17 protein-coding genes and 1 pseudogene are annotated in these 20,984 nt (G+C 48.5%); 5 read left to right on the forward strand and 13 right to left on the reverse strand.

Going from position 1 to position 20,984, the window contains the following annotated elements:
* Positions 1–80: 80 nt before the first annotated feature.
* From glpK to ACYCSE_RS07755, 3 genes are all read right to left on the reverse strand, one after another.
* Positions 81–1,571, reverse strand: coding sequence for a glycerol kinase GlpK (glpK, locus tag ACYCSE_RS07745; protein WP_459701946.1), 1,491 nt, complete (start codon positions 1,569–1,571; stop codon positions 81–83).
* A 57-nt stretch (positions 1,572–1,628) separates the two neighbouring features.
* Complete coding sequence (locus tag ACYCSE_RS07750; protein ID WP_459701947.1) at positions 1,629–2,186, reverse strand: glycerol-3-phosphate responsive antiterminator; 558 nt, start codon at positions 2,184–2,186, stop codon at positions 1,629–1,631.
* A gap of 206 nt (positions 2,187–2,392) precedes the next feature.
* Positions 2,393–3,346, reverse strand: coding sequence for an alpha/beta hydrolase (locus ACYCSE_RS07755; RefSeq protein WP_459701948.1), 954 nt, complete (start codon positions 3,344–3,346; stop codon positions 2,393–2,395).
* Between the two features lie 267 nt (positions 3,347–3,613).
* Between ACYCSE_RS07755 and ACYCSE_RS07760 the strand changes: the two genes are divergently transcribed.
* On the forward strand, positions 3,614–4,249 hold the full coding sequence (locus ACYCSE_RS07760; protein WP_459701949.1) for an NAD(P)-dependent oxidoreductase: 636 nt from the start codon (positions 3,614–3,616) through the stop codon (positions 4,247–4,249).
* A 119-nt stretch (positions 4,250–4,368) separates the two neighbouring features.
* Here the strand turns inward: ACYCSE_RS07760 and ACYCSE_RS07765 are convergent, their stop codons facing one another.
* The 8 genes and pseudogenes from ACYCSE_RS07765 to kduI form a co-directional block, all read right to left on the reverse strand.
* Positions 4,369–5,556 (reverse strand): cation:proton antiporter, encoded by a 1,188-nt coding sequence (locus tag ACYCSE_RS07765; RefSeq protein WP_348620898.1) that lies wholly within the window; start codon positions 5,554–5,556, stop codon positions 4,369–4,371.
* 314 nt (positions 5,557–5,870) lie between these two features.
* Entirely contained in the window at positions 5,871–6,461 is a 591-nt protein-coding gene (locus ACYCSE_RS07770; protein ID WP_414126120.1) for a GNAT family N-acetyltransferase, read from the reverse strand.
* 61 nt (positions 6,462–6,522) lie between these two features.
* Positions 6,523–7,884, reverse strand: coding sequence for an MFS transporter (locus tag ACYCSE_RS07775; RefSeq protein WP_459701950.1), 1,362 nt, complete (start codon positions 7,882–7,884; stop codon positions 6,523–6,525).
* Positions 7,885–7,977: 93 nt separating this feature from the next.
* Positions 7,978–9,130, reverse strand: a pseudogene (locus ACYCSE_RS07780) (winged helix-turn-helix domain-containing protein).
* The gene (locus ACYCSE_RS07785; RefSeq protein WP_165177966.1) at positions 9,111–10,349 is read right to left on the reverse strand and encodes a CynX/NimT family MFS transporter; all 1,239 of its coding nucleotides are present in this window, start codon (positions 10,347–10,349) and stop codon (positions 9,111–9,113) included. Before ACYCSE_RS07785 ends, ACYCSE_RS07780 begins: the two are co-directional and overlap by 20 nt.
* Positions 10,350–10,596: 247 nt before the next feature.
* Positions 10,597–11,373: a 2-dehydro-3-deoxy-D-gluconate 5-dehydrogenase KduD gene (kduD, locus tag ACYCSE_RS07790; RefSeq protein WP_061831955.1), complete on the reverse strand. Its 777-nt coding sequence runs from the start codon at positions 11,371–11,373 to the stop codon at positions 10,597–10,599.
* Between the two features lie 48 nt (positions 11,374–11,421).
* On the reverse strand, positions 11,422–12,066 hold the full coding sequence (locus ACYCSE_RS07795) for a bifunctional 2-keto-4-hydroxyglutarate aldolase/2-keto-3-deoxy-6-phosphogluconate aldolase (protein ID WP_025683172.1): 645 nt from the start codon (positions 12,064–12,066) through the stop codon (positions 11,422–11,424).
* Positions 12,067–12,145: 79 nt separating this feature from the next.
* Positions 12,146–12,976, reverse strand: coding sequence for a 5-dehydro-4-deoxy-D-glucuronate isomerase (gene kduI / locus ACYCSE_RS07800; protein WP_061831956.1), 831 nt, complete (start codon positions 12,974–12,976; stop codon positions 12,146–12,148).
* A gap of 340 nt (positions 12,977–13,316) precedes the next feature.
* Between kduI and ACYCSE_RS07805 the strand changes: the two genes are divergently transcribed.
* The gene (locus tag ACYCSE_RS07805) at positions 13,317–14,273 is read left to right on the forward strand and encodes a sugar kinase (RefSeq protein ID WP_459701951.1); all 957 of its coding nucleotides are present in this window, start codon (positions 13,317–13,319) and stop codon (positions 14,271–14,273) included.
* A 179-nt stretch (positions 14,274–14,452) separates the two neighbouring features.
* Here ACYCSE_RS07805 and ACYCSE_RS07810 read toward each other — a convergent pair whose 3' ends face one another.
* Together ACYCSE_RS07810 and ACYCSE_RS07815 are read right to left on the reverse strand one after the other, a co-directional pair.
* Entirely contained in the window at positions 14,453–15,466 is a 1,014-nt protein-coding gene (locus ACYCSE_RS07810; protein ID WP_322158928.1) for a LacI family DNA-binding transcriptional regulator, read from the reverse strand.
* 257 nt (positions 15,467–15,723) lie between these two features.
* The gene (locus tag ACYCSE_RS07815) at positions 15,724–17,133 is read right to left on the reverse strand and encodes an MATE family efflux transporter (RefSeq protein ID WP_023990870.1); all 1,410 of its coding nucleotides are present in this window, start codon (positions 17,131–17,133) and stop codon (positions 15,724–15,726) included.
* 357 nt (positions 17,134–17,490) lie between these two features.
* On the opposite strand from ACYCSE_RS07815, the gene ACYCSE_RS07820 reads away from it, so the two are divergent.
* From ACYCSE_RS07820 to ACYCSE_RS07830, 3 genes are all read left to right on the forward strand, one after another.
* Positions 17,491–18,498: an acrylyl-CoA reductase family protein gene (locus ACYCSE_RS07820; RefSeq protein WP_459701952.1), complete on the forward strand. Its 1,008-nt coding sequence runs from the start codon at positions 17,491–17,493 to the stop codon at positions 18,496–18,498.
* A gap of 234 nt (positions 18,499–18,732) precedes the next feature.
* Positions 18,733–19,293, forward strand: coding sequence for an RNA polymerase sigma factor (locus ACYCSE_RS07825; RefSeq protein WP_459701953.1), 561 nt, complete (start codon positions 18,733–18,735; stop codon positions 19,291–19,293).
* The gene (locus ACYCSE_RS07830; protein WP_459701954.1) at positions 19,253–20,938 is read left to right on the forward strand and encodes a DUF4179 domain-containing protein; all 1,686 of its coding nucleotides are present in this window, start codon (positions 19,253–19,255) and stop codon (positions 20,936–20,938) included. The genes ACYCSE_RS07825 and ACYCSE_RS07830 overlap by 41 nt, the downstream gene beginning before the upstream one ends.
* Positions 20,939–20,984: the final 46 nt, after the last annotated feature.

Raw genomic sequence — 20,984 nt, forward strand, 5'->3', positions numbered from 1 at the left:
ATATCGTAGCACACACGATACGCTATGAAAAGGGAAATCTGCCTGTTGCCACATGGCTGCCTTCTATCGTAAAACCATCCCTACTTGAACGCCATTGCGGCATGAACTGCCTTTTTCCAACCACCATAAAGCCTAGCCCGCACGTCTTCACTCATGGACGGAGTAAAGGTTTGATCACTCTGAGCATATCCCCGGACTTCATCCAGACTGCTCCAAAACCCAACTGCCAGTCCCGCTAAATACGCCGCACCGAGTGCAGTTGTCTCGTTCACAGCAGGTCGTTCTACAGGTAGATCGAGAATATCGCTCTGGAACTGCATCAGGAACTCGTTCATCACTGCACCCCCATCTACACGCAATGAACGCACAGGTACACCCGAGTCGCTCGCCATGGCAGTTAGGACATCTTTAGTCTGGTAGGCCAGCGATTCCAGTACCGCTCGTATAAAGTGCTCCTTGGTCGTTCCCCGCGTCAAACCAAATGTCGCACCGCGCACGTCACTGTCCCAATACGGGCTGCCCAGACCCACAAAGGCCGGGACAAAATATACCCCTTCCGTCGAGGTCACACGCGCCGCATACGCTTCACTATCTTTGGCTTCGCGGAACATACGCAACCCATCACGCAGCCACTGAATAGCAGATCCGGCTACAAAAATGCTGCCCTCCAGCGCATACTTCACCTGACCATTCAGCCCCCATGCAATGGTCGTAATCAGTCCATGTTCCGAGTCACAGGGTTCATCTCCGGTATTCATCAACATAAAGCATCCCGTACCGTAAGTATTTTTAATCATGCCCTTGTCAAAGCATCCCTGACCGAACAGAGCTGCTTGCTGATCACCCGCCGCTCCGGCAATAGGAATTTCCTGTCCAAAAAAGTGATAATCCACCGTATGCGCATATATCTCAGAAGATGATTTCACCTCTGGTAGCATAGACGCAGGAACGCCGAGAATATCCAGCAGCTCCTCATCCCATTTTAGCTCATAAATGTTGTACATGAGTGTGCGGGCCGCATTGGAGTAGTCCGTTACATGTGCTTTACCACCGGACAATCTCCAGATTAGCCAGGTATCAATCGTACCCAATAGCAAATCCCCGCGCTCTGCTTGAGCTCGTGCCCCTTCGACGTTGTCGAGTATCCATTTGACCTTGGTGCCAGAAAAGTAGGGATCAATGAGTAGTCCCGTTTTGCTATGAAAAATATGATCAAATCCACGGCTTTTCAATTCCTCGCAGATCCCGGCTGTTTGCCGTGACTGCCATACCAGCGCATGATATACAGGCAGACCCGTATGTTTATCCCACACCACTACGGTTTCCCGTTGATTCGTAATACCAATCCCGGCAATTTGGCTGGCTTTCACACCTGATTCCGACAAGCAGGAGGCGATGACGGCCAAAATAGAGCTCCATATCTCATTTGCGTTTTGCTCTACCCACCCCGGCTGGGGAAAATACTGTGGGAACTCCCGTTGTGCCTTGTATACCACTTTTCCCTGCCGATCAAACAAGATGGCCCGCGAACTGGTTGTGCCCTGATCCAAGGCAAGAATGTATTGCTCCATCGTTTTCCAGCCTCCTTGCATATTTATGTATTGTTGCCCACTTGATCCAAATAGAGGCTATTGCTTATAATGCTCGAACAGTTGTTTATTGGAGGTCGTAACTGCTGTAGCTCCCGCAGCCAACGCCGCTTCCACATCCTCAGGGGTGCGAATAAGTCCGCCCGCCAAAATAGGAACGCCCGTGCGTTCGCTGACTTCCTTAATCATCAGTGGGACAACACCAGGCAGTACCTCAATATAATCAGGTCGTGTTTTTTCCACCAGCGCGTAGCTTTTTTCCAGCGCAATCGTATCGAGCAGAAACACCCGCTGTACAGCAAGAATCCCCTTCTTTTTAGCGGTTGCGATCACCCCGGATCGGGTCGAAATAATCCCAAATGGCTTAATTTCCTGACACAAATATTCAGCCGCATACTCGTCATTCTTCAAGCCTTGCACCAGATCGGCATGCAGGAGCATTTGCTTGCTGCGACTTCTAGCCATCTGGTACAGGTTGCGCAGCTGCGCTACATGCGTATCCAAAAAAACAGCATACTCATAAGAACTGTCCAAAATACCCTCCAGCTGCTTCATATGCTTAGCTGCAGGTAAAATGCGTTGTCCCTGAAATGGCATGGATATCCCCCTTAGGCTGAATGTCGGTCAAACTCGTTCAAATTTTATATTATCACTCTGTTCGACGAACGTGAAGCGGTTTCATTGCAGATATGTATAAAGGCTGCCTTCCCTGCAATAGATGTCAGCAGGAAGAAGTCAGCCCAATCGTTCAAAGGAACTGGATCAAATCACACGACGGCACCCTTAAAACGCTCTATAGTGTACTAGCCCTCAAACCCTTGGCGCAGCCATGAGGTAGCGAGCGCGATCGCACCGCGCTTGGCCGCGGTTTCCGACAATGGGTTCAGCATCACAAAGTCGTGGATGATGCCCTGAAAGCGTGCAGCGGTTACCTCTACCCCTGCTTCACGCAGCTTGTTCGCATAGGCCTCACCTTCATCGCGCAGCACATCGGCCTCGCCTGTAATGACCAGCGCACGCGGTAGCCCGTTGAGCTGCTCTGTGGTGGCACGTAACGGGGACGCCGTAATCTGCGCTCGTTCATTGGGATCTGTCGTATATTGATCCCAAAACCATTGCATTCCTTCGCGGCTCAGGAAATATCCTGTGGCGAACTCCTGGTAGGATTCCGTGTCAAAGGAAGCGTCCGTCACCGGATAAAATAACAACTGCTGCCGGATGGCAGGACCACCGCGTTCTTTGGCCAGCAGCGTTACGGCCGCGGTCATGTTGCCGCCGACACTGTCTCCGGCTATCGTCAGCGTATGGGGCTTCAGTCCATGCTCGCGCCCATGCTGTGCCACCCATTGAACGACCGCGTAAATTTCCTCAATCGCCGTCGGATATTTAGCTTCAGGTGCCAAGCTGTATTCCGGGAATACAACGGCTGCCTGGGAGCCGACTGCCAATTCACGAATCAGACGATCATGCGTGTGGGCATTACCGAATACCCAGCCTGCTCCGTGAATATATACAATGACCGGCAGATCGCTTGTCACTTGTTGTGGACGAACAATTCTGACCTTTACCTCACCGCCAGGCCCATCTGGAATAGTTAAATCTTCTACATCTGCGGCAGGTTTGTCTGCTGGACCGGATTGAACCTCATTGACCGTTTCACGTCCTTTTTCAGGACCCAAATCATATAGAAACGGAGGCTTGGCATTATCGTCTGCAAATTTCTGTGCTGCCGGTTCAAGCTGTACTTTTTTACTCATATCGGTTCACTCTTCCCTTCTGATTCTGTGGTCTACATATATCCATATGGCTTAAGTTTGCTCATTTAGTTTCACCTTATATATTTAAACGAGTTCCTCTCTTTCCAATCGGAGGATTTTAGTTTGCCCAACAGAAGAGCTTGACTTTTATTTTGTGTTGTAACTATAATAGTTACATATTAAAGTTCGTAAATGCACTGGGTACACTTACGATCAAACGAATGAATCATCCATCATCCACATCATATTTATAGGAGGCTATCTATTATGAAAATTGCAGTTATTGGTGCAACCGGTAAAGCAGGAAGTAATATCGTAAAAGAAGCATTAGACAGAGGACATGAAGTAACCGCCATCGTCCGTGACTCGGCTAAAGTAACAGAAAGTCGTGCTACTGTAGTACAAAAAGACGTTTTTGATCTGAAAACAGATGATCTGAAAGGCTTTGACGTAGTCGTTAATGCATTTGCCGCTCCACTCGGACAAGAGCATCTGCATGTCGATGCAGGTAACGTACTGATTGAAGCCCTGCGTAATGTATCCGGTACTCGCCTGATTGTCGTAGGTGGTGCAGGCAGCCTGTTCACTGATGAATCCCAAACACTTTTGGTAAAAGATGCTCCCGGCTTCCCTGATTTCGTATACCCAACAGCAAATAATCAAGGAAAAAACCTGGAAATTTTGCGTGGTACCAGCGACCTGAACTGGACTTTCATTAGCCCTTCAGCGGAATTTGCACTGGGTAAACGTACAGGCTCTTACCAAGTGGGAAAAGACACACTGTTGGTTAATTCCAAAGGTGCAAGCTATGTCAGCTACGAAGATTATGCAGTTGCCGTAGTGGACGAAATCGAAAAACCACAACATCTGAACCAACGTTTCACTGTCGTATCCGAGTCCTAATTACTGTGTTCTCGCAGCACATTTAGCATAAAAAAGACCCTTTGCCCATTCTCTCATGCTGCACGCTATGAGAAATTGAACCCGAAGGGTCTTTTTGTTATGACCTGTTGATACTCTCGTTATGACTTGTCCGTGCTGACCTTCTTTTCTGTATCGTGAGCGGAAGTCTCCCTCTTATCGCTAAAACACAGCTTGAGAATCGGAGGCGAAGCCAAGGTCGTCAGAATGATGGCAATGATCACCGATGTAAAATATTGCTGTGCCAACAGACCCGACTGTAGACCGGTAGCTGCGATAATAAGTGCGACCTCGCCGCGAGATATCATCCCGGATCCGATCGCAAGGGCAGAACGGTTATCGAAGCCCGTCAGCCGCGCCCCGAGTCCTCCCCCGATAAGCTTTGTCACCAGCGCAATCAGTGTCAAAACAACAACAAATCCGAGCTGCTGTCCTACTCCCTCAAAGGAAACATTTAATCCGATGCTGACAAAAAATACAGGAACAAAGATGGAATAAGCAATGGGTTCCACCTTTTCTTCTACAACATGCTTAAAGCTGGTTTGTGCAATGGCAATCCCGGCCGCAAAGGCTCCGATAATCCCTGCCATCCCCAACATATCCGCAAAATACGCAAACCCAAAGCAAATAATCAACGCAGTCGTGATGACTGCTTCAGTCACCTTGAGTGGAGCAAGTATTTTCATAACCCATGGAACAACGAACCAGCCCCCCAGAATAGCTACGACGAAGAAAACTAGCTTTTTGCCAACAAGAAGTCCCAGCGAAGTTTCTCCACCCATACCGAATATACTCATTACTACCGCTAGCAGCACCACGACAAGCACATCATCCAGCACTGCCGCACCCAAAATGGTTGAGCCTTCCCGGGTATTCAGCTTATTCATATCCTTGAGTACCTGTACCGTAATGCTTACCGAGGTAGCACTCAGAATAATTCCTAGAAACCAGCCTTCATGTACCGAGAATCCAAAGGCTTCCCCTACACCAAAACCACAAATTAGCGGTAAAATAATACCTCCAACCGCCACAGCTACCGCAGGCTTCCAGTTACGTCGAAGTTGATCCAAATCCGTCTCCAGTCCAGCAATGAACATCAGCAGCAGCACGCCGATTTCAGACATATCATGAATCAGTGAATCATTCTGAACCCATCCCAATACGGCTGGACCCAGGACAATTCCTGCGATCAGCTTTCCTAACACCGCTGGTTGACCGAGCTTGACGGACAAATGACCCGCGACTTTTGTGAACAGTAGAATCAGCAGAAGATATAGTATAAATTGCATAGGCTGATAACCTCCTTTTATTTAATCCTTGAACTCATCTGCGCATAACCCACAATATTGAAGATACTGATAATCATAAAATGCTAAACAAACGTGCAAAATATGTGTCTGACCTGAAACAAACTGCTCGCAAAATAAAAAGGGAAACCTGAAATAAAGCACAGGTTCCCCTAAAAAAGACATAAAGGAGCCTTGGTGACAGGCTCCTCCGGTAAGTTCATATATTCATTTGATGTTGTCGGTCATACTTGCGCAAACAAGCAATTTTATCTTTTAATTATATCTCTTCTGCAAACCCGTGTAAACGTGTTGAATCAATTTTCTGCTTTTTTCACATAGCGGTCGCGGTATTCGTGGTCCAGCATACTCATCAGAATCGAATCATGGTATTCATAATTGTAGAATAAAGCATCCCGCTGCACACCTTCGCGCTGAAAGCCTACTTTTTCATAGCAACGAATGGCACGTTCATTAAAATCAAATACGTTCAGCTCAATCCGATGCAGATTACAGATACCGAATCCGTAACCCAGCATGAGTACAAGCGCTTCGGTGCCGTAGCCTTTCCCCTGATTTCCCTGCTCATTGATCGCAATACGGATGTTGGCACTGCGGTTCAGGCTGTCCATATCCTGCAGGGCTATATCCCCAATGACACGATCATCTTCGCGAAGCGCAATCAACAGCAACAGGCTTGAGGTGTCCTGTCCTTTAGCTTCAATATAACGGGCAATTTGATCCTTGGTAAAGCTGCGTTGTGTGCCTGTCAGCCTCCGCACATCCTGATGGAACAATGTATTATAGTATAGCTCGGTGTCCTCTACGTTAACGGGACGCAAGTACACCCGTGATCCTTCAAGTAACCGTGCCACAGGCTCTGAGGCTGAAGTTTGTTGAGTCATCATGATCTCTCCCATGCTAATAATATAAATGACGAAAATCAAAGCAAATATTGCGCAAGTTCGACTACGCAAGGTCTGCATTTTGCTCCGTAGTCAGGCTAGAATCAGCGAGGGACTCGCGCCAAATTACGGATTGAAGCAGCAGGCCTGCCAAACCCAAGATTCCAACAGTCATCCCGATCCAGACAAAAGCCGTTCTCGCCCCTGCTATTCGGATCAATACTCCCCCTGCAAGCGGGGAAACGACCATGATTGCTCCAATCACGGTACTTTGGATACCAAAGACGCGCCCCACCATATCAGCAGGGGTTTTGGCTTGTAATATATAATTCTGGGTGATAATGTACAGGCCGTTGCCCACGCCCAGCACGGCCCCGATCATAAGCAGTACAGGCAATCCTGTTCCGGGTCGCGCCCAGCCTAAAGCAGCAATAGCTCCGCCAACCAGTACATATCCACCACCGAGCCCCCAGCCTGCGCTTATGCGATTCAAACGATTAAGCACAAGCATGCAGCCGACGGCGCCAGCCCCAATGGCTGAAACCAGCCAGCCAAGCAGTGATTCATTACCCGGAGCGAGCACTCGCAGCAATGTAGGGAACTGGTAGTCGATCATGAGAATGGCGATCAAGCCGAAAAGTCCGAATATAAGCGTATGGAAAAGCATTCGACTGCGCCATAAGAACGCCCAGCCCTCGCGCCATTGGTTGAAAAAACGAGATGCGCGGACATGCTCCTCCCGCATTTTGGCTTCATCAGCCTCAGGCGCTATATGCGCAACCGACTTTCCTTGCTGCCCGGCTGCAACAGCTTGTTGGTCTGTGCTGACCAGCGTAGGACCGATTCCGCGCAACGGCCACAGCAGCAGGCCGGAACAGAGACGCAGCAATGCATTGAGAATAATGCATGCCTGAGGGGACAACACAGTCAAGGTCATAGCGCCCAGTAATGGCCCTGCTACTTTGGAGGCCTGATTGACCAGCCCATTCAGCGAGGTCGCCCGAAACAGGTCGTCGCTGGCGACTACCGTGCGGGTCAAGCCTTGCTGTGAAGGCATTTGGAATACGCCAGCCGCCGCGCGCAGACCGAGCAAAGGCAGCAGCCACGCCGGGCCCGGGACGGCGAGGATCGCCAGCGTCAATAAGGCGATAGCTGCATCGCAGACGATCATCAGCCGGGCCTTGTGCACCCGGTCGGCTAACGTGCCCGCGATGGAACCCAGCAGCAGACCCGGTAGGGCCATCACTACCGGAATCAGCGCAATCATCATAGGGTCGGCTTCCCAGCGATAGGCAACAAGCACCTGAATGGCGATAGCATCAAACCAATCGCCAAAGGAGGCAGCCGTGTGCGCCGCAAACATCCGCCGAAAACGGCCATTGCGCCAAATGCTAGGCGTGGATTGCAGTTCTTTCTTTTCCTTCATTATCTACTCACCCTGCTCTCATTTTCAGCTTCTTTTAGCAATAAGAACATTCTAGCGGGTCTATATCAGAGGAAAATCAGACAGCTAAAAACATCAGACCACAGAAAGTGTTTGCTCCAACCAGTGCCTTAGCGCCTGACGATGCAGTGTTAAACTGTTGTCCCGGTCAAGCCGATCATATTGAGCCGCATATTTCTCTTCCAGCGTGGGATAGGTGCCACAGAGCTTCAAAAAACCGCGGATTTGGCAGACCGCTTTAATTTTTAGCAATTCCTGTTTAGCCATATCAAGGGTATCCAGCCCTTCATCCATAAGCCGCTCGGCGTTGTTCACATCTCCAGTACGCAAAAGCATAAGTCCGCGCATCATGCGATAACGGCCCAGTTCACGCAAATACGGAGCCTCCGACAGCATGCCTTCCAGACGATCAGACAGTTCCGCAGCCTTTTCCATATGATTGGAAACCAGATGCATGTACATCTCCATCAGTGCAACAGGCATCACAAATTTATCGAGATTATCCCGTTTCATTACCCTCAAGGTTAGTGGTAGACCTTCCTGTGCGCGTTCAGGTTCTCCATTTTCCACATAAGCCTCCAAGATGTTGAGAATGCGTAATTCCCGTTCCTGTTCACTGGACAGCAGCCTGCTGGAAAGCGCACACTCACATAGAGCAATCCCCGCATCCGTTACCCCTGCTGTGCCCGTAAATAGCAGCAACATCCAATACAATCGGTCTACAGGGGCAAAATCCTCCCGCTCCAAGAACCAGGACACATCCGCCTGTACAAAACGGGTATACATTTGATAAAAGGCAGACATTTGAAAACCCATCTGCTCCTGCTGGGCAGCCAGCGCTACGATGGAATTCCCCTGCCCCAACAGCTGGTATTTCCGGAAAAGTCCATGTACGGCGTCCTGCACCTCCTGATCGAGCAAGGACGGATGATTCTGTGGCTGCACGTCAGTCAAGGTCAAGCTGTAGCCATACCCTCTAACCGTATGAATACGGAGCCCATCCCATGACTTAAGTTTTTTGCGCAATCTGTAGATATGATCATCCACCGTACGCTCCACCGGATACTCCAGCGGCCACACACGATCCAACAGTTGTTCCCGGGTGAACACCTGATTCCGGTTATCGTACAGAAAGCGCAACAGCGCAAATTCTTTAGCCAACAACATAACACGATCTGCATTACAGACCACACTGTAGCCCATCTGCATCAAATTGTAGCCTGATCATCCACCTCGCCTCCGACATATCGTTTCTTAGCTGCACCCAGCCCTATAAACATAAGCAACACACTCAGACACAAGAGCAGCAGTAGCGGGATTGTCCAGCCTTGCGTCGCATCATGCAAATAACCGAACAGCGTCGGTCCTGTTGCTGCTAGCAAATAACCAAAGGATTGTGCCATACCAGACAGCTCTGCTGCCTGCTGCGGTGTCCGCGTCCGCAAATTAAAGAACATCATCACTAACGGGAAAGCAAAACCACCCGCTATACCGATACAAATAACCCAAATCACACTCCACTGTGTAGCCCCAAGCAGAAATCCACCCAAACCGATAAAATACAGCGCAGCCATAATTAGAACCAATACCCGCTGATCCTTCACCCGCGCTGCCCAAATAGGCACAATAAAAGTAAATGGCATTTGTGAAAACTGCAGCACGGACAGCATCCATCCCGCAGTCTCTGAATCCATCCCCTGTCCGCTCATCATTTCGGGAAACCAAGCGGCAGGAACATAGAACAAGGCAGATTGCAGCCCCATAAACAGCGTCACCTTCCAAGCCAAAGACGATGTATATACATTCACGGTTCGGGCAGACACTGCCGCTTTATTGGCTGTTTTGCGGGCCTTAAGGAGCTGGGGCACCCAGAGTAAAATACCTACGACACCCACAATCGCCCATATTCCCAAAGCACCTCGCCAGCCCATACCTCCATTCAAAGCCAGCGGTATACTCAGGCCAGAGGCTGTTGCAGCGACCACATTCATAGATACTGAATATACACCGGTCATCAGTCCGCTGTTGCGAGGAAACTCCTCTTTGATCAGACTCGGCAGCAACACATTACACACGGCAATAGCCAGTCCCAGCATGGCGGTCCCGACAAATAATGCGGTCACCCCCAGCGTTGAGCGCACCACAATACCTGCGGTCAACAGCAGCAAGGCTGCAAAAATAATAAGAGACGACCCGAAGCGGCGCGACAGTTTAGCTACAAAAGGCGACAACAGGGCAAAAGCCAGCAACGGCAATGTCGTTAATAGGCCACTCAGTGTATTCGAAATATGCAAAGAATCCTTAATCAAACCGATAAGAGGTCCTACCGAGGTAATCGAGGCGCGCAGATTGGCACCTACCAGAATGATCCCTATGGCAAGCACCCAAGGACCGGCATGCCACAAAGATTTGTATACCAAAGCTCGTTGATGTTGCTGTGAACTCATCTCTCCATTCTCCAATCTATCTGTGTTATGCTCAAAGGCTCCAACCAAGTGTACGGCTGGAGCCTAGCAATTTTTATCTCATTAAATTATAAAGGCATTCGTGCCATATGCATAGGACGGATCGAAACAGCGCTCCAAGTCTTCAAGTTCAGCATATAGCTTCATTGAAAAAATAAAAGCTGCCTGAAAGGATAGTTTCCTTTTGAGGCAGCTTTCAGTTCATAAACTTCGATGCGACCAGCGCTGCTTAACGTACCAGCCAGCCGCCGTCCACCGCCAAGATATGACCGTTCATGTAGTCGGAACCCTGACTGGCGAGGAAAACCACAACTCCCATCAAATCAGACGGATCGCCCCAACGACCCGCAGGAATACGCGACAAGATTTCTTGATTGCGACTTTCATCCGCACGGATTGGAGCTGTATTTGCCGTAGCAATATAACCCGGCGCAATCGCATTAATCTGAACGTTATGAACCGCCAGCTCATTCGCAAATGCCTTGGTCAAACCAGCTACCGCATGCTTGCTCGCTGTATACGGCGGAACGAATTTGCCACCCTGAAAAGCAAGCATAGAAGCGACATTGATAATCTTCCCACTTTTTTGCTCTACCATCACCTTTGCCACTTCCTGGCTCAGGTGATATACGGCATTCAGGTTAATCTCCATAACAGCGTCCCAATCCTCATCTTTATACTCCAGCAGAGGGGCGCGACGAATCGTACCTGCATTGTTTACAAGGATATCAATTTTACCGAATTCATTGACGCATTCTTCTACAATTTTTTTAATGGATTCTTTCTCTGTCAGATCAGCCTGATAAAAGGCAACCTTCACACCCGTTGGCTCCAGCAAACGTCTTGTTTCTTCATATTCATCATTGTTAGCTACAATGAACAGATTTGCACCTGCTTTGGCCAAGGCTACGGAATATCCTTGACCCAAACCAGTGTTGCCTCCTGTTACAATCGCCGTTTTACCTTTTAGACTGAAAAAATCCAATGAAAAATTGTCCAGACCCATGCCTACGCCTCCATTACAAATTAGTATAAAAACCTATATTCCTGAAGCCTACAGCGCTGCGCGTACTTCCTTATATTTAGCTACATAACGTGCTGCATTTTCTGTGATCAAGTCGTAGCGACCTTCCTTGGCTGGAGCGGTCAAATTACCCCCAATTCCCACGGCTACACATCCGTTACGCAGCCAGGTTTCCATATTGTCCAGATCAACGCCACCAGTTGGCATAATCTGTACATGAGGCATTGGACCTCTGACAGCCTTCACAAAGTCCGCCCCCATCGCACTGCCTGGGAACAACTTCACGACATCGCTACCCAATTTCATGGCTTCCTTGATCTCATTCAGCGTCATACAGCCGGGCATATAAGGAATCGCGTACAAATTGCATAGCTTCGCTGTTTCTTCTTCAAAAGAAGGACTCACGACAAACTCTGCTCCGGCTAGAATAGCAATTCTTGCCGTCAGTGACTCCAGTACCGTTCCTGCACCAATTACTGCCCGATCCTTAAATTCGTCTCTCAATCTTCGAATGACCTGATCCGCATCCGGCGTTGTAAACGTAAGCTCAATATTATCCAAGCCGCCTTCAATGCAGGCTTTAGACATTAGATATGCTTCCTCCGCCGTGTTTCCCCGAATGACTGCGACGACACCTACTGAAGTGATATGTTCCAAAACTTTCTTTTTCGTCATGTTCCTGATCCTTTCCACGAATGGGATGACCATGTACCCTCAGCCACTTGCAGATTCACGCCCCAATACACTAATTGGATTAACGCAACTCGCTCATGGCAACCTGATCCATGTCTTTGTATGTTTTATTTTCACCGGCCATGCCCCAGATGAAGGTATAGCTGCCCGTAGCCGCACCGCAGTGGATAGACCAAGGTGGAGAAATAACGGCTTCATCATTTTTCATCACCAGATGGCGCGTTTCGTTCGGTTCACCCATCAGGTGGAACATTCTCGCATTCTCATCCAGTTCAAAGTAGAAATACACTTCCATCCGACGGTCATGAACATGTGTCGGCATGGAGTTCCACACACTGCCGTTCTCCAACGTCGTCATCCCCATAACCAATTGGCAACTTTGAATGCCTTCATCATGGATAAAGCGACGCAACGTACGGTTGTTAGCTGTTTCCTGCGAACCCAGACTTTCAGACGGTACATCGGCAAAAGACTGCTTCGTCGTCGGATACGTGGTATGAGCCAGGGCCGAAACGATATAAAATTTCGCCGGCTTTTCACTGGAATCGCTTTCAAAGATCAACTCCTTGCCCCCTCTGCCTACATAGAGACAGTCTTTTGTGGCCAGCTCGTAAGTTTCACCGTCCACCTTGACCGTACCGCTGCCGCCGACATTAAAAATGCCCAGTTCGCGGCGCTCCAGGAAAGTTTCTGCTTTGATTTGATCGTTACCTTCCAGCGCAACAGATTTATTCACGGGATAAATGCCCCCGATAATGACACGATCTTCATGCGTATAGACCAGCTTTACCTCCTCAGGTACAAACAGTTCCTGGATCAAATAGTGCTGACGCAACTCTTCAGTCGTAAAATGCTTGGCATGTTCGGGATGAGTTGAATAACGCATTTCCATAAAAACATTCCTCCTGTTTAGATAAACTTTTTTATCAACGGAATTGTTATAAAAGCGGTTTCTAACTCTACTTCTTAGCTAGAATTGTAATAATTATCTAAGAGGGTGTCAACCCAAAACTTCACTATTCCTAGAAAAACCCTTAGTACATACGAAGTTTTACACGCTTTTTACCTTTTGATAAACAAAATCACATTTTTTTATCTGTATTACCTAAAAAGTTTTTAGCCAATATATCAACTTCATCATTGTGAAAAACCGATTTATGTGATAATTTCAATTTATTCAGTTGGTGCATGCGCTTACAGATTAAGTTTACTAAACATAAGGAGGAATACAAATGACCGCAACATTGGATGCTGTTACCTTCGGAGAACCGATGGCCATGTTTTATGCCAATGAAGCAGGCTCTCTGGATGAGGTGCGTTCATTCACCAAAGCGTTAGCCGGGGCAGAGACGAATGTTTCAGCTGGTTTGGCGCGTTTGGGGCTACGGGCGGGACTCGTGACCAAACTCGGCGAGGATACGTTCGGCAAGTTCATTGCCAGTGCGCTACGTCAGGAAGGGATCGACACACAGAACGTCATGTTTACCAAAGACCACTCTACCGGGATGCTGATTAAATCCAAAGTTACAAGTGGGGACCCCGAGGTGGAATATTTCCGCAAACATTCCGCCGCTTCTACATTAAGCATCGCTGATTTTAACGAGGCTTACTTTTCCGGAGCTCGCCATCTGCATTTTACAGGTATTTCTGTCGCCCTCTCCCCTGAGTGCCGTGATTTCGCACGTCATGCGCGGCAATTTATGAAAAAGGCTGGCAAAACCGTATCCTTTGATCCGAACCTCAGACCTAAGTTATGGCCTGACACGCAAACGATGGTGGAGGCTATTAACGAGGCATCTGAGGGGTGCGACTGGCTTCTGCCGGGCATTCATGAAGGTAAAATATTGACAGGCTACACCTCACCAGAGGATATCGCTTCCTTCTATCTTAACCGAGGTACCTCGCTGGTCATCATCAAACTGGGAACCGAAGGCGCCTATTACAAATCCGCAGATGCTGAGGGATATGTCAAACGTTTCCGCGTAGATCATGTCGTAGATACCGTCGGCGCAGGTGACGGCTTTGCCGCAGGTGTGATTAGTGCGCTGCTGGAGGGCTTACCCCTGGCTGAAGCGGTCAAGCGCGGGAATGCACTTGGCGCACTGGCCGTCATGTCAGCCGGAGATATGGACGGCTATCCGACACGAGCCGAGCTGGAATCCTTTTTGCTCAGTGCCAGCACGAATTAGTCCGGTTTATTCCCCGCATAGCCTTCACCGCTATTAGCGCAAGCTCAACAAGGCCGAAAGAAGTCGGCCTTAACTTTCAATAGCCCGTATTCGCATTTGTGTGACCTGAGTAGCATACGCAAGCTCAGGTTATACAAAGGAATACGGGCTATTTTTATAATATATGACACATTGCTCGTCTACAGCGTTTTGACGGATTCTCCCCGATTGATGTCCGGCACAAAACGGTAAATAATCGGAACCGATTCGCCGCCTTCCTCAATGCTGGACAGCAGTGTCTTTGCCGCTTGCTTCCCCATATCCGCAATCGGTTGTGTAATGGTCGTAATCGGCGGATTGTAAATATGGGCAAACTCCGCATCGTCAATCCCGATAATGGACAGCTCTGCCGGAATACGTATACGGCGGGCATTCACATACTTCAACACCTCAGCCAACACGATATCATTCCCGGCCAACAGCGCAGTCGGCGGCTCCGGCAGTTGGAACAGCTCCTTCAGCGTCTGCTGAATTTCTTCTCTCGGCACACTGTGCATATATTCTTCACGAGACGGCAAGCCATGCTCCTCCAGCGCCTTTTTGTATCCGCTGAGCCGTTCCACTCGTGGAGTAATCCGATTCAAGCCAAGGGGCAAAGTAATCAGCGCAATTCGCTCATGTTTATGAGCCACAAGTTCCTGAATCGCCAGCTTAATCGCCATTTCGTTATCCAGTAGCAGGCTGCGCGTATTTACCCCATCTACCAAACGGTCCAAAAACACTAACGGATACTTTTCACGAATGAGTTGGTTGTAAATATCTGCATGCTTGCCTGTCGGGAAGATGATCAAGCCGTCCACTTGACGGGCCTTGAGCATCTCAATATACTGACTCTCCTTGTCGGGATTTTCATCGGCGTTGCAAATGATCACCTGAATGCCGAAGCGCTGCAATTCCTCCTCAATCGCACGGATAGATTGGATCGACAGCGTATAATCAATGTTGGCTACAATGACCCCCACCATAAACGTCCGGTTTTGCTTCAAGCTGCGGGCCAGCCCGTTAGGCTGATAGTTCAGCTCTTGAATAACCTCGGCAATCCGGTCTCTGGTCTGGTCGCTCATATATTTATATCGTTTGTTCAGAAATTGCGAGACAGTGCTTTTAGACACTCCTGCCTTCTGGGCAACATCTTCAATCGTCGGCTTCTTCATCGGTACACTCCTTGTCTTTCATGTACTGCGTTAGTGCAACAAAAGTATATCTTTTTTTTAGTAAATTTACCATACTTCTATTTATGGATGCCATTATGATATAAGTCGAACTTCAAAGCTGCCTATTGTGCCCCCGTGTAGAAGTATGGTTCTCCAGCAGCAAAAAGAGGCAGTTCAAGATGTTCTCTTGAACTGCCTCCGCGTACACAACTCTATCGAAAAGCTAGGTTCCAGCTGGCCCTAAATGCTGCTCGACATCAATGTGCCGGAACGGGCGTTGCAGACTGATCTGGTGTATCGTGCTCGACCAGCGCATGCTTTTCCCATAACCGGCTTTTCCAGCGGGCATACATGATGACAGCACGAGTCCATTCATCAGCAGCAATGGCCAGCCACACACCCGCGAGTCCCATATCCAGCTTGAACACAAGCAAATAGCCAAGCGGCAAGCTCATGCAAACCATGGAGATCAGACCCATAAAGACCGGGAACTTGGCATCTCCAGCAGCACGCAACGAGTTAATAATGACGATATTCGTGGTCCGACCAGTTTCTAGCAGAATGCTAAGTAAAATGACCTGTGCTCCCAAACGAATAATTTCAGGGTTTTCCGTGAACAAACCAAGCAAGGGAACACGGAAAAAGATGACCACCGCATCAATAATCACGGTCACGAGTAGCGCCCATTTCACACTGGTCAGTACACGTTTATAGGCAGTATCCTTCTGTCTGGCTCCCACGAGCCTTCCTACCACAATAGCCGTACCCATACCGACTGCCATACTGAATAAGTAAATATAGCTCGAAATATTATTCGCATATTGACGTGTCGCCATTGCTTCTGCGCCCAGATAAGTCACGTACAGTGTGAAGATGAGCTGACACGACTGATACATAATGGACTCCAGCGCGGATGGTACACCAATGCGCAATATTTTAGAGATGAACTTTTTGGACAATTGGACGTAATATTTCCACTCGACACGAACCTCAGTGACCCGGTACATCAGCCAGAAGAAGATCAGGAGACAAATAAAGCGGCTACCTACTGTAGAAATAGCAGCACCTTCTACTCCAAGTGCAGGCATTCCCCAATGCCCAAAAATCAAAACATAGTTGCCGACCACGTGGATCACGTTCATAAAAACCGAGACATACATTGTTTCTTTGGTAAAACCATGTGTACGAATAGTCGCCGCCAGCGCATTAATCAATGCTTGAAGAAAAATGGCACCTCCGACGATGCTCATATAAGACTCCGCGTAAGCCAGAATCTCACCCTGGACATTCAGCCATTGCAACATGTGCGTACCAAATACGAGGAAAATTACGCTAAGCAAAAGACCTACCATCAAATTCAACGTAATGGCCGTACCTGTAACCTGGGCCGCTTCGACTAGTTTCTTAGAACCGATATATTGAGCTACGACGATAGCAGCGCCGTTGCCGATAACCTCCAGTACAAGGATAGCAATTGAAATAATTTGATTGGACGCGCCCACACCCGACACCGCATTATCAGATACAGAACTGATCATGAATGTGTCGACGCTCCCCATTAGCATAAACAGAAACAATTCAAGGAAAATAGGCCATGTTAAACGGAACAAATTCAGTTCCTTAGCTTCGGACAATACCGAACCTTTTTTTAGTGCTCTGGTTGTCATTCATTCACCTTTCTTCATAGATTTATTTAACGATCAAAAGGTATGTTAGCACAGTCATTCTGAAAATACATCCCGTTTACGTAAAATGATTTGCAAAATGCGTAAGAATTCATTTATCACCCTCTTTATAATTGATTATCGAACTTTATTGAAACAGGATATTGCAAGAATATATCAGTAGTCTGGTCTTTTCGACGCAATTATGAGCTAAAGAGTATAATAGAATACGAGCCTGTGAGCATTGCCGCTGACAGGTTGTGAAGATTGTTGTATGCTTCCTAAGCATAATTTGTGAATTAAAGATGGAATATATAGGACATTCATAGGGTTAAAAGGTAATAAAGGAGGCTTTTACAGATGACTCAATCATTTCAAGCTCTTGTCGTCGATCAGACACAGGACGGTGAAGTTCAAGCAGGGGTACGTTCTCTGGAAGCTGGCAGTTTACCTGCTGGAGAAGTATTGATTCGTGTCGCTTATTCCAGCATCAATTATAAAGATGGGCTTGCTGCCCGCAAGGATGGCAATATTGTCAAAGCCTATCCGTTCGTACCAGGCATAGATTGCTCGGGAACCGTCGTCTCTTCGGAGGATAGCCGCTTTAGCGAAGGACAAGCGGTGCTCGTTACCGGATACGGGCTGGGTGTGTCTCAATTCGGAGGATTCAGCCAATATGCACGCGTGCCTGCGGACTGGGTGGTTCCACTTCCAAACGGACTCACGCCGAGAGAGGCAATGATTTTCGGGACAGCCGGATTCACCGCAGCCCTGTCGTTATATCGACTGGAACAAAACGGCGTTACTCCCGAGCAGGGCAAGGTACTCGTCACCGGAGCGACGGGCGGCGTAGGCGGGGCAGCCATTGCCTTGCTGAACAAGAGGGGCTATCATGTCGTAGCCAGCAGTGGTAAGGCCGATGCGCATGATTACCTCAAGGCGCTCGGAGCAGCCGAGGTTATTTCCCGCGAGGAGGTCTACGACGGTGCGGAGAGCGTCCGCCCGCTGGGCAAGCAGCTTTGGCAAGCGGCTGTTGATCCTGTAGGCGGAAAGCCGCTCGCTTCGCTGCTCAGCCAGATCGCCTACAACGGCTCCGTTGCCGTGAGCGGCCTGACGGCAGGCACCAAGCTGCCTACGACGGTGCTGCCGTTTATTTTGCGCGGCGTAAGTCTGCTGGGCATAGACTCTGTCTTCTGCCCATACGACACCCGCGTAGCGATCTGGAAGCGGCTCGGCAGCGAATGGAAGCCGGAACAGCTGGAGCAGCTCGTTGAGCGCGAAGTCGGATTGGCCGACCTGCCAAGCGCGCTCGAAGACATCCTTGCAGCCCGCTCGCAAGGAAGAACGCTAGTACGGTTGGTTGACTAAGCGGAGTAGTCCGCAAGCTATCCATTGACGTGTTTTCGCGTGAAGAAGTGTCATCCCATAGGGTCTAGCTTAGGAACATGTAAGAAGCCTGTAAATCTGCAGTTTTGAGATTTACAGGCTTCTTTTTTCGTGTGGTACATTTGAAGCAGACGGTTTACTTTTCGCAACCAAATGAACCTTTTGAGGACCCCAGTTGTTATATAGATAAACTGCACGAGAAAGGAGAGCACATCATTGGAGAGCAATCGAGAGTTGTTTGATTTGTATCAACGAGATGTATACCGAACCTGCTACTACATGGTACATAATGCATCGGATGCAGAGGATTTAACGCAGGAAGTGTTTATCATCCTGTTTCGCAGCAATCGTGAACAGATCGAACGACTAAAAGCCTGGATTATGAAGATTACGGTCAATCATTGTCTGAATTACCTTAAACGCCAGAAAAGCCTGCATTTGAAGGTATCGGCTAATCCCTATCTATTTAGTGGGGCGGAAGGTAAACCTGTAGACAGGCTGGTGGAAGAACGCGAATCGGCAGAGGAATGGGCCGTTTATATGAATCGCCTTCCGGCCAAAATCCGCGCTGTGCTGACACTCCGCTATATGCATGATTTCACGCTGGCGGAAATATCCAAACTGCTGGAAATTCCGCTGGGAACCGTCAAATCGAGGACTCACAAAGGACTAAAGTTATTGGAGCAAATATTGCGGGATGCAGGGGTACAAATTCCCGAGATGGAAGGAGAGAACTATGAACAACGTAGAAAAGGCATTGAAGCGCAAGTTAAATGATGATTCGGAAATGGCCTATCCTGACTTCGGTGAGATGTGGAACCGGATGGAACAGACAGGGCATACTGTCCCTACGCTAACCGACACTTCCGATTCATTCATTCCGCACCGACACAGAAATTGGCGCAAAATAGCTATCGCCGCCTCTCTGAGTGCACTTCTGGTTGCAGTTCCTGTCTATGCCGCCATCCACTACAACTGGGACAATCTGCTACGCGGAAGAAGTGGCATCCAGACAGCATTAAAGCAAAACCTCGGGCAACCGCTGGAGCAGTCCGTGACCAGAGACGGAGTGAAGCTAACGCTGCATACAGCTATTGTCGATGAGAACCGGACCGTGATTCTGTACAGCTTGGAGGTCGGAAAACGAGCAGACAACGAGTTTTGGAATGTCAAAGGCGTATCGCTAAAAAGTGCCGCGGGGGAAAGCAGTGCAGGGGAATATAACTTTCAGCAATGGGACCCGAAAAATCAACGGTACAACGGGTACTTTGAAAGTGACTGGACACCGCAGCAAGAAACAGAGAACGTGCGGCTGAACGTAGATCATATTGAGCTCACCAGCGTTCAAGAACTGGGATTGCCGCTCGATATCACATCGTCTCAGATGCAGACGTTCAAGCTGGATCGTAATGGCTTACAAGATATGAAAGTGCAGGTATTTGAACAAGGGAAGGATAAGCTGATGCTGTCCTCGGCAATTACCTTCGATTCGTCGATACCCAAGAGATGGGATAATCCGCAGATCATGGCCTACAAGGGCGGAATCCCTGTGATGTCGCAGCCGGGAGGAACTTTTGGCAAACCCGGTGATAACGGGGAGTATACAGCACAGCAATATTTTTCCAAAGCGGATATGCCGGAAGGACAGACTACCTTCAAACTTCAATATGCGCAAACCGAGAAAAGTATAAATGAACCTATAAAATTTGACCTGCAGCTAAGCAAGAAGAAGATGGAAAGCGGGACGATTAAAAGTGCGCTGAATATCCCACTGGAGAAAGGCAATCCAAATGTTTTGCTAGAACAAATGATTGTCACACCTACGCAAATCCGTGTCACGATCAGAAGCAAGGAGAAATTCGCCATGTTACCTTATCAAAAGTACTTTCTTTCTGTGAACGGCACAACATTAGAAGGTAGTCGTTGGTCTTCACCTGATCAGGAACACGATCTGAACACGATCCGTTTTGAACGACCTTCCAATCTTGTGATTACCAAGGACACTCCTATTACTTTTACAGGCAAATACAAGGTTACGACCCATTCGGATGACAAAACGCCACAGCGTTTAACTGACATTTCTGAGCAAAAGCAGGCACTAACGACGCAAGTCGGTGGCTATCCTGTTAAGTGGACCTACTACAAACAGGGATCAGACTTATTCGTAGAAACCGAAAGCGAGGATGCTCACTTTGGAGGGATTAACCAGACGCATATTGGCCTGGGTAAAGAACGGATTATCGGCAAGCCGATCACAGCCAATTTTGCCGGAGACGGCAATAACAAGGCAGTGGATGTCTACAAGAACTTCAAAAAGAAGGAAGCTTCTATCTATATGTTCTACTATACAACGGACGACCCGGAAGCAGAGACAACCGTACCCTTGCAGCCTCTGACAAGCAACAGCAAAGCATCCAAATAGCAATGCTATAAAAAGAGGGTCCTCTATACCTGTGTGAACCGTGGTA

The organism is Paenibacillus sp. SEL1, from assembly GCF_054602535.1.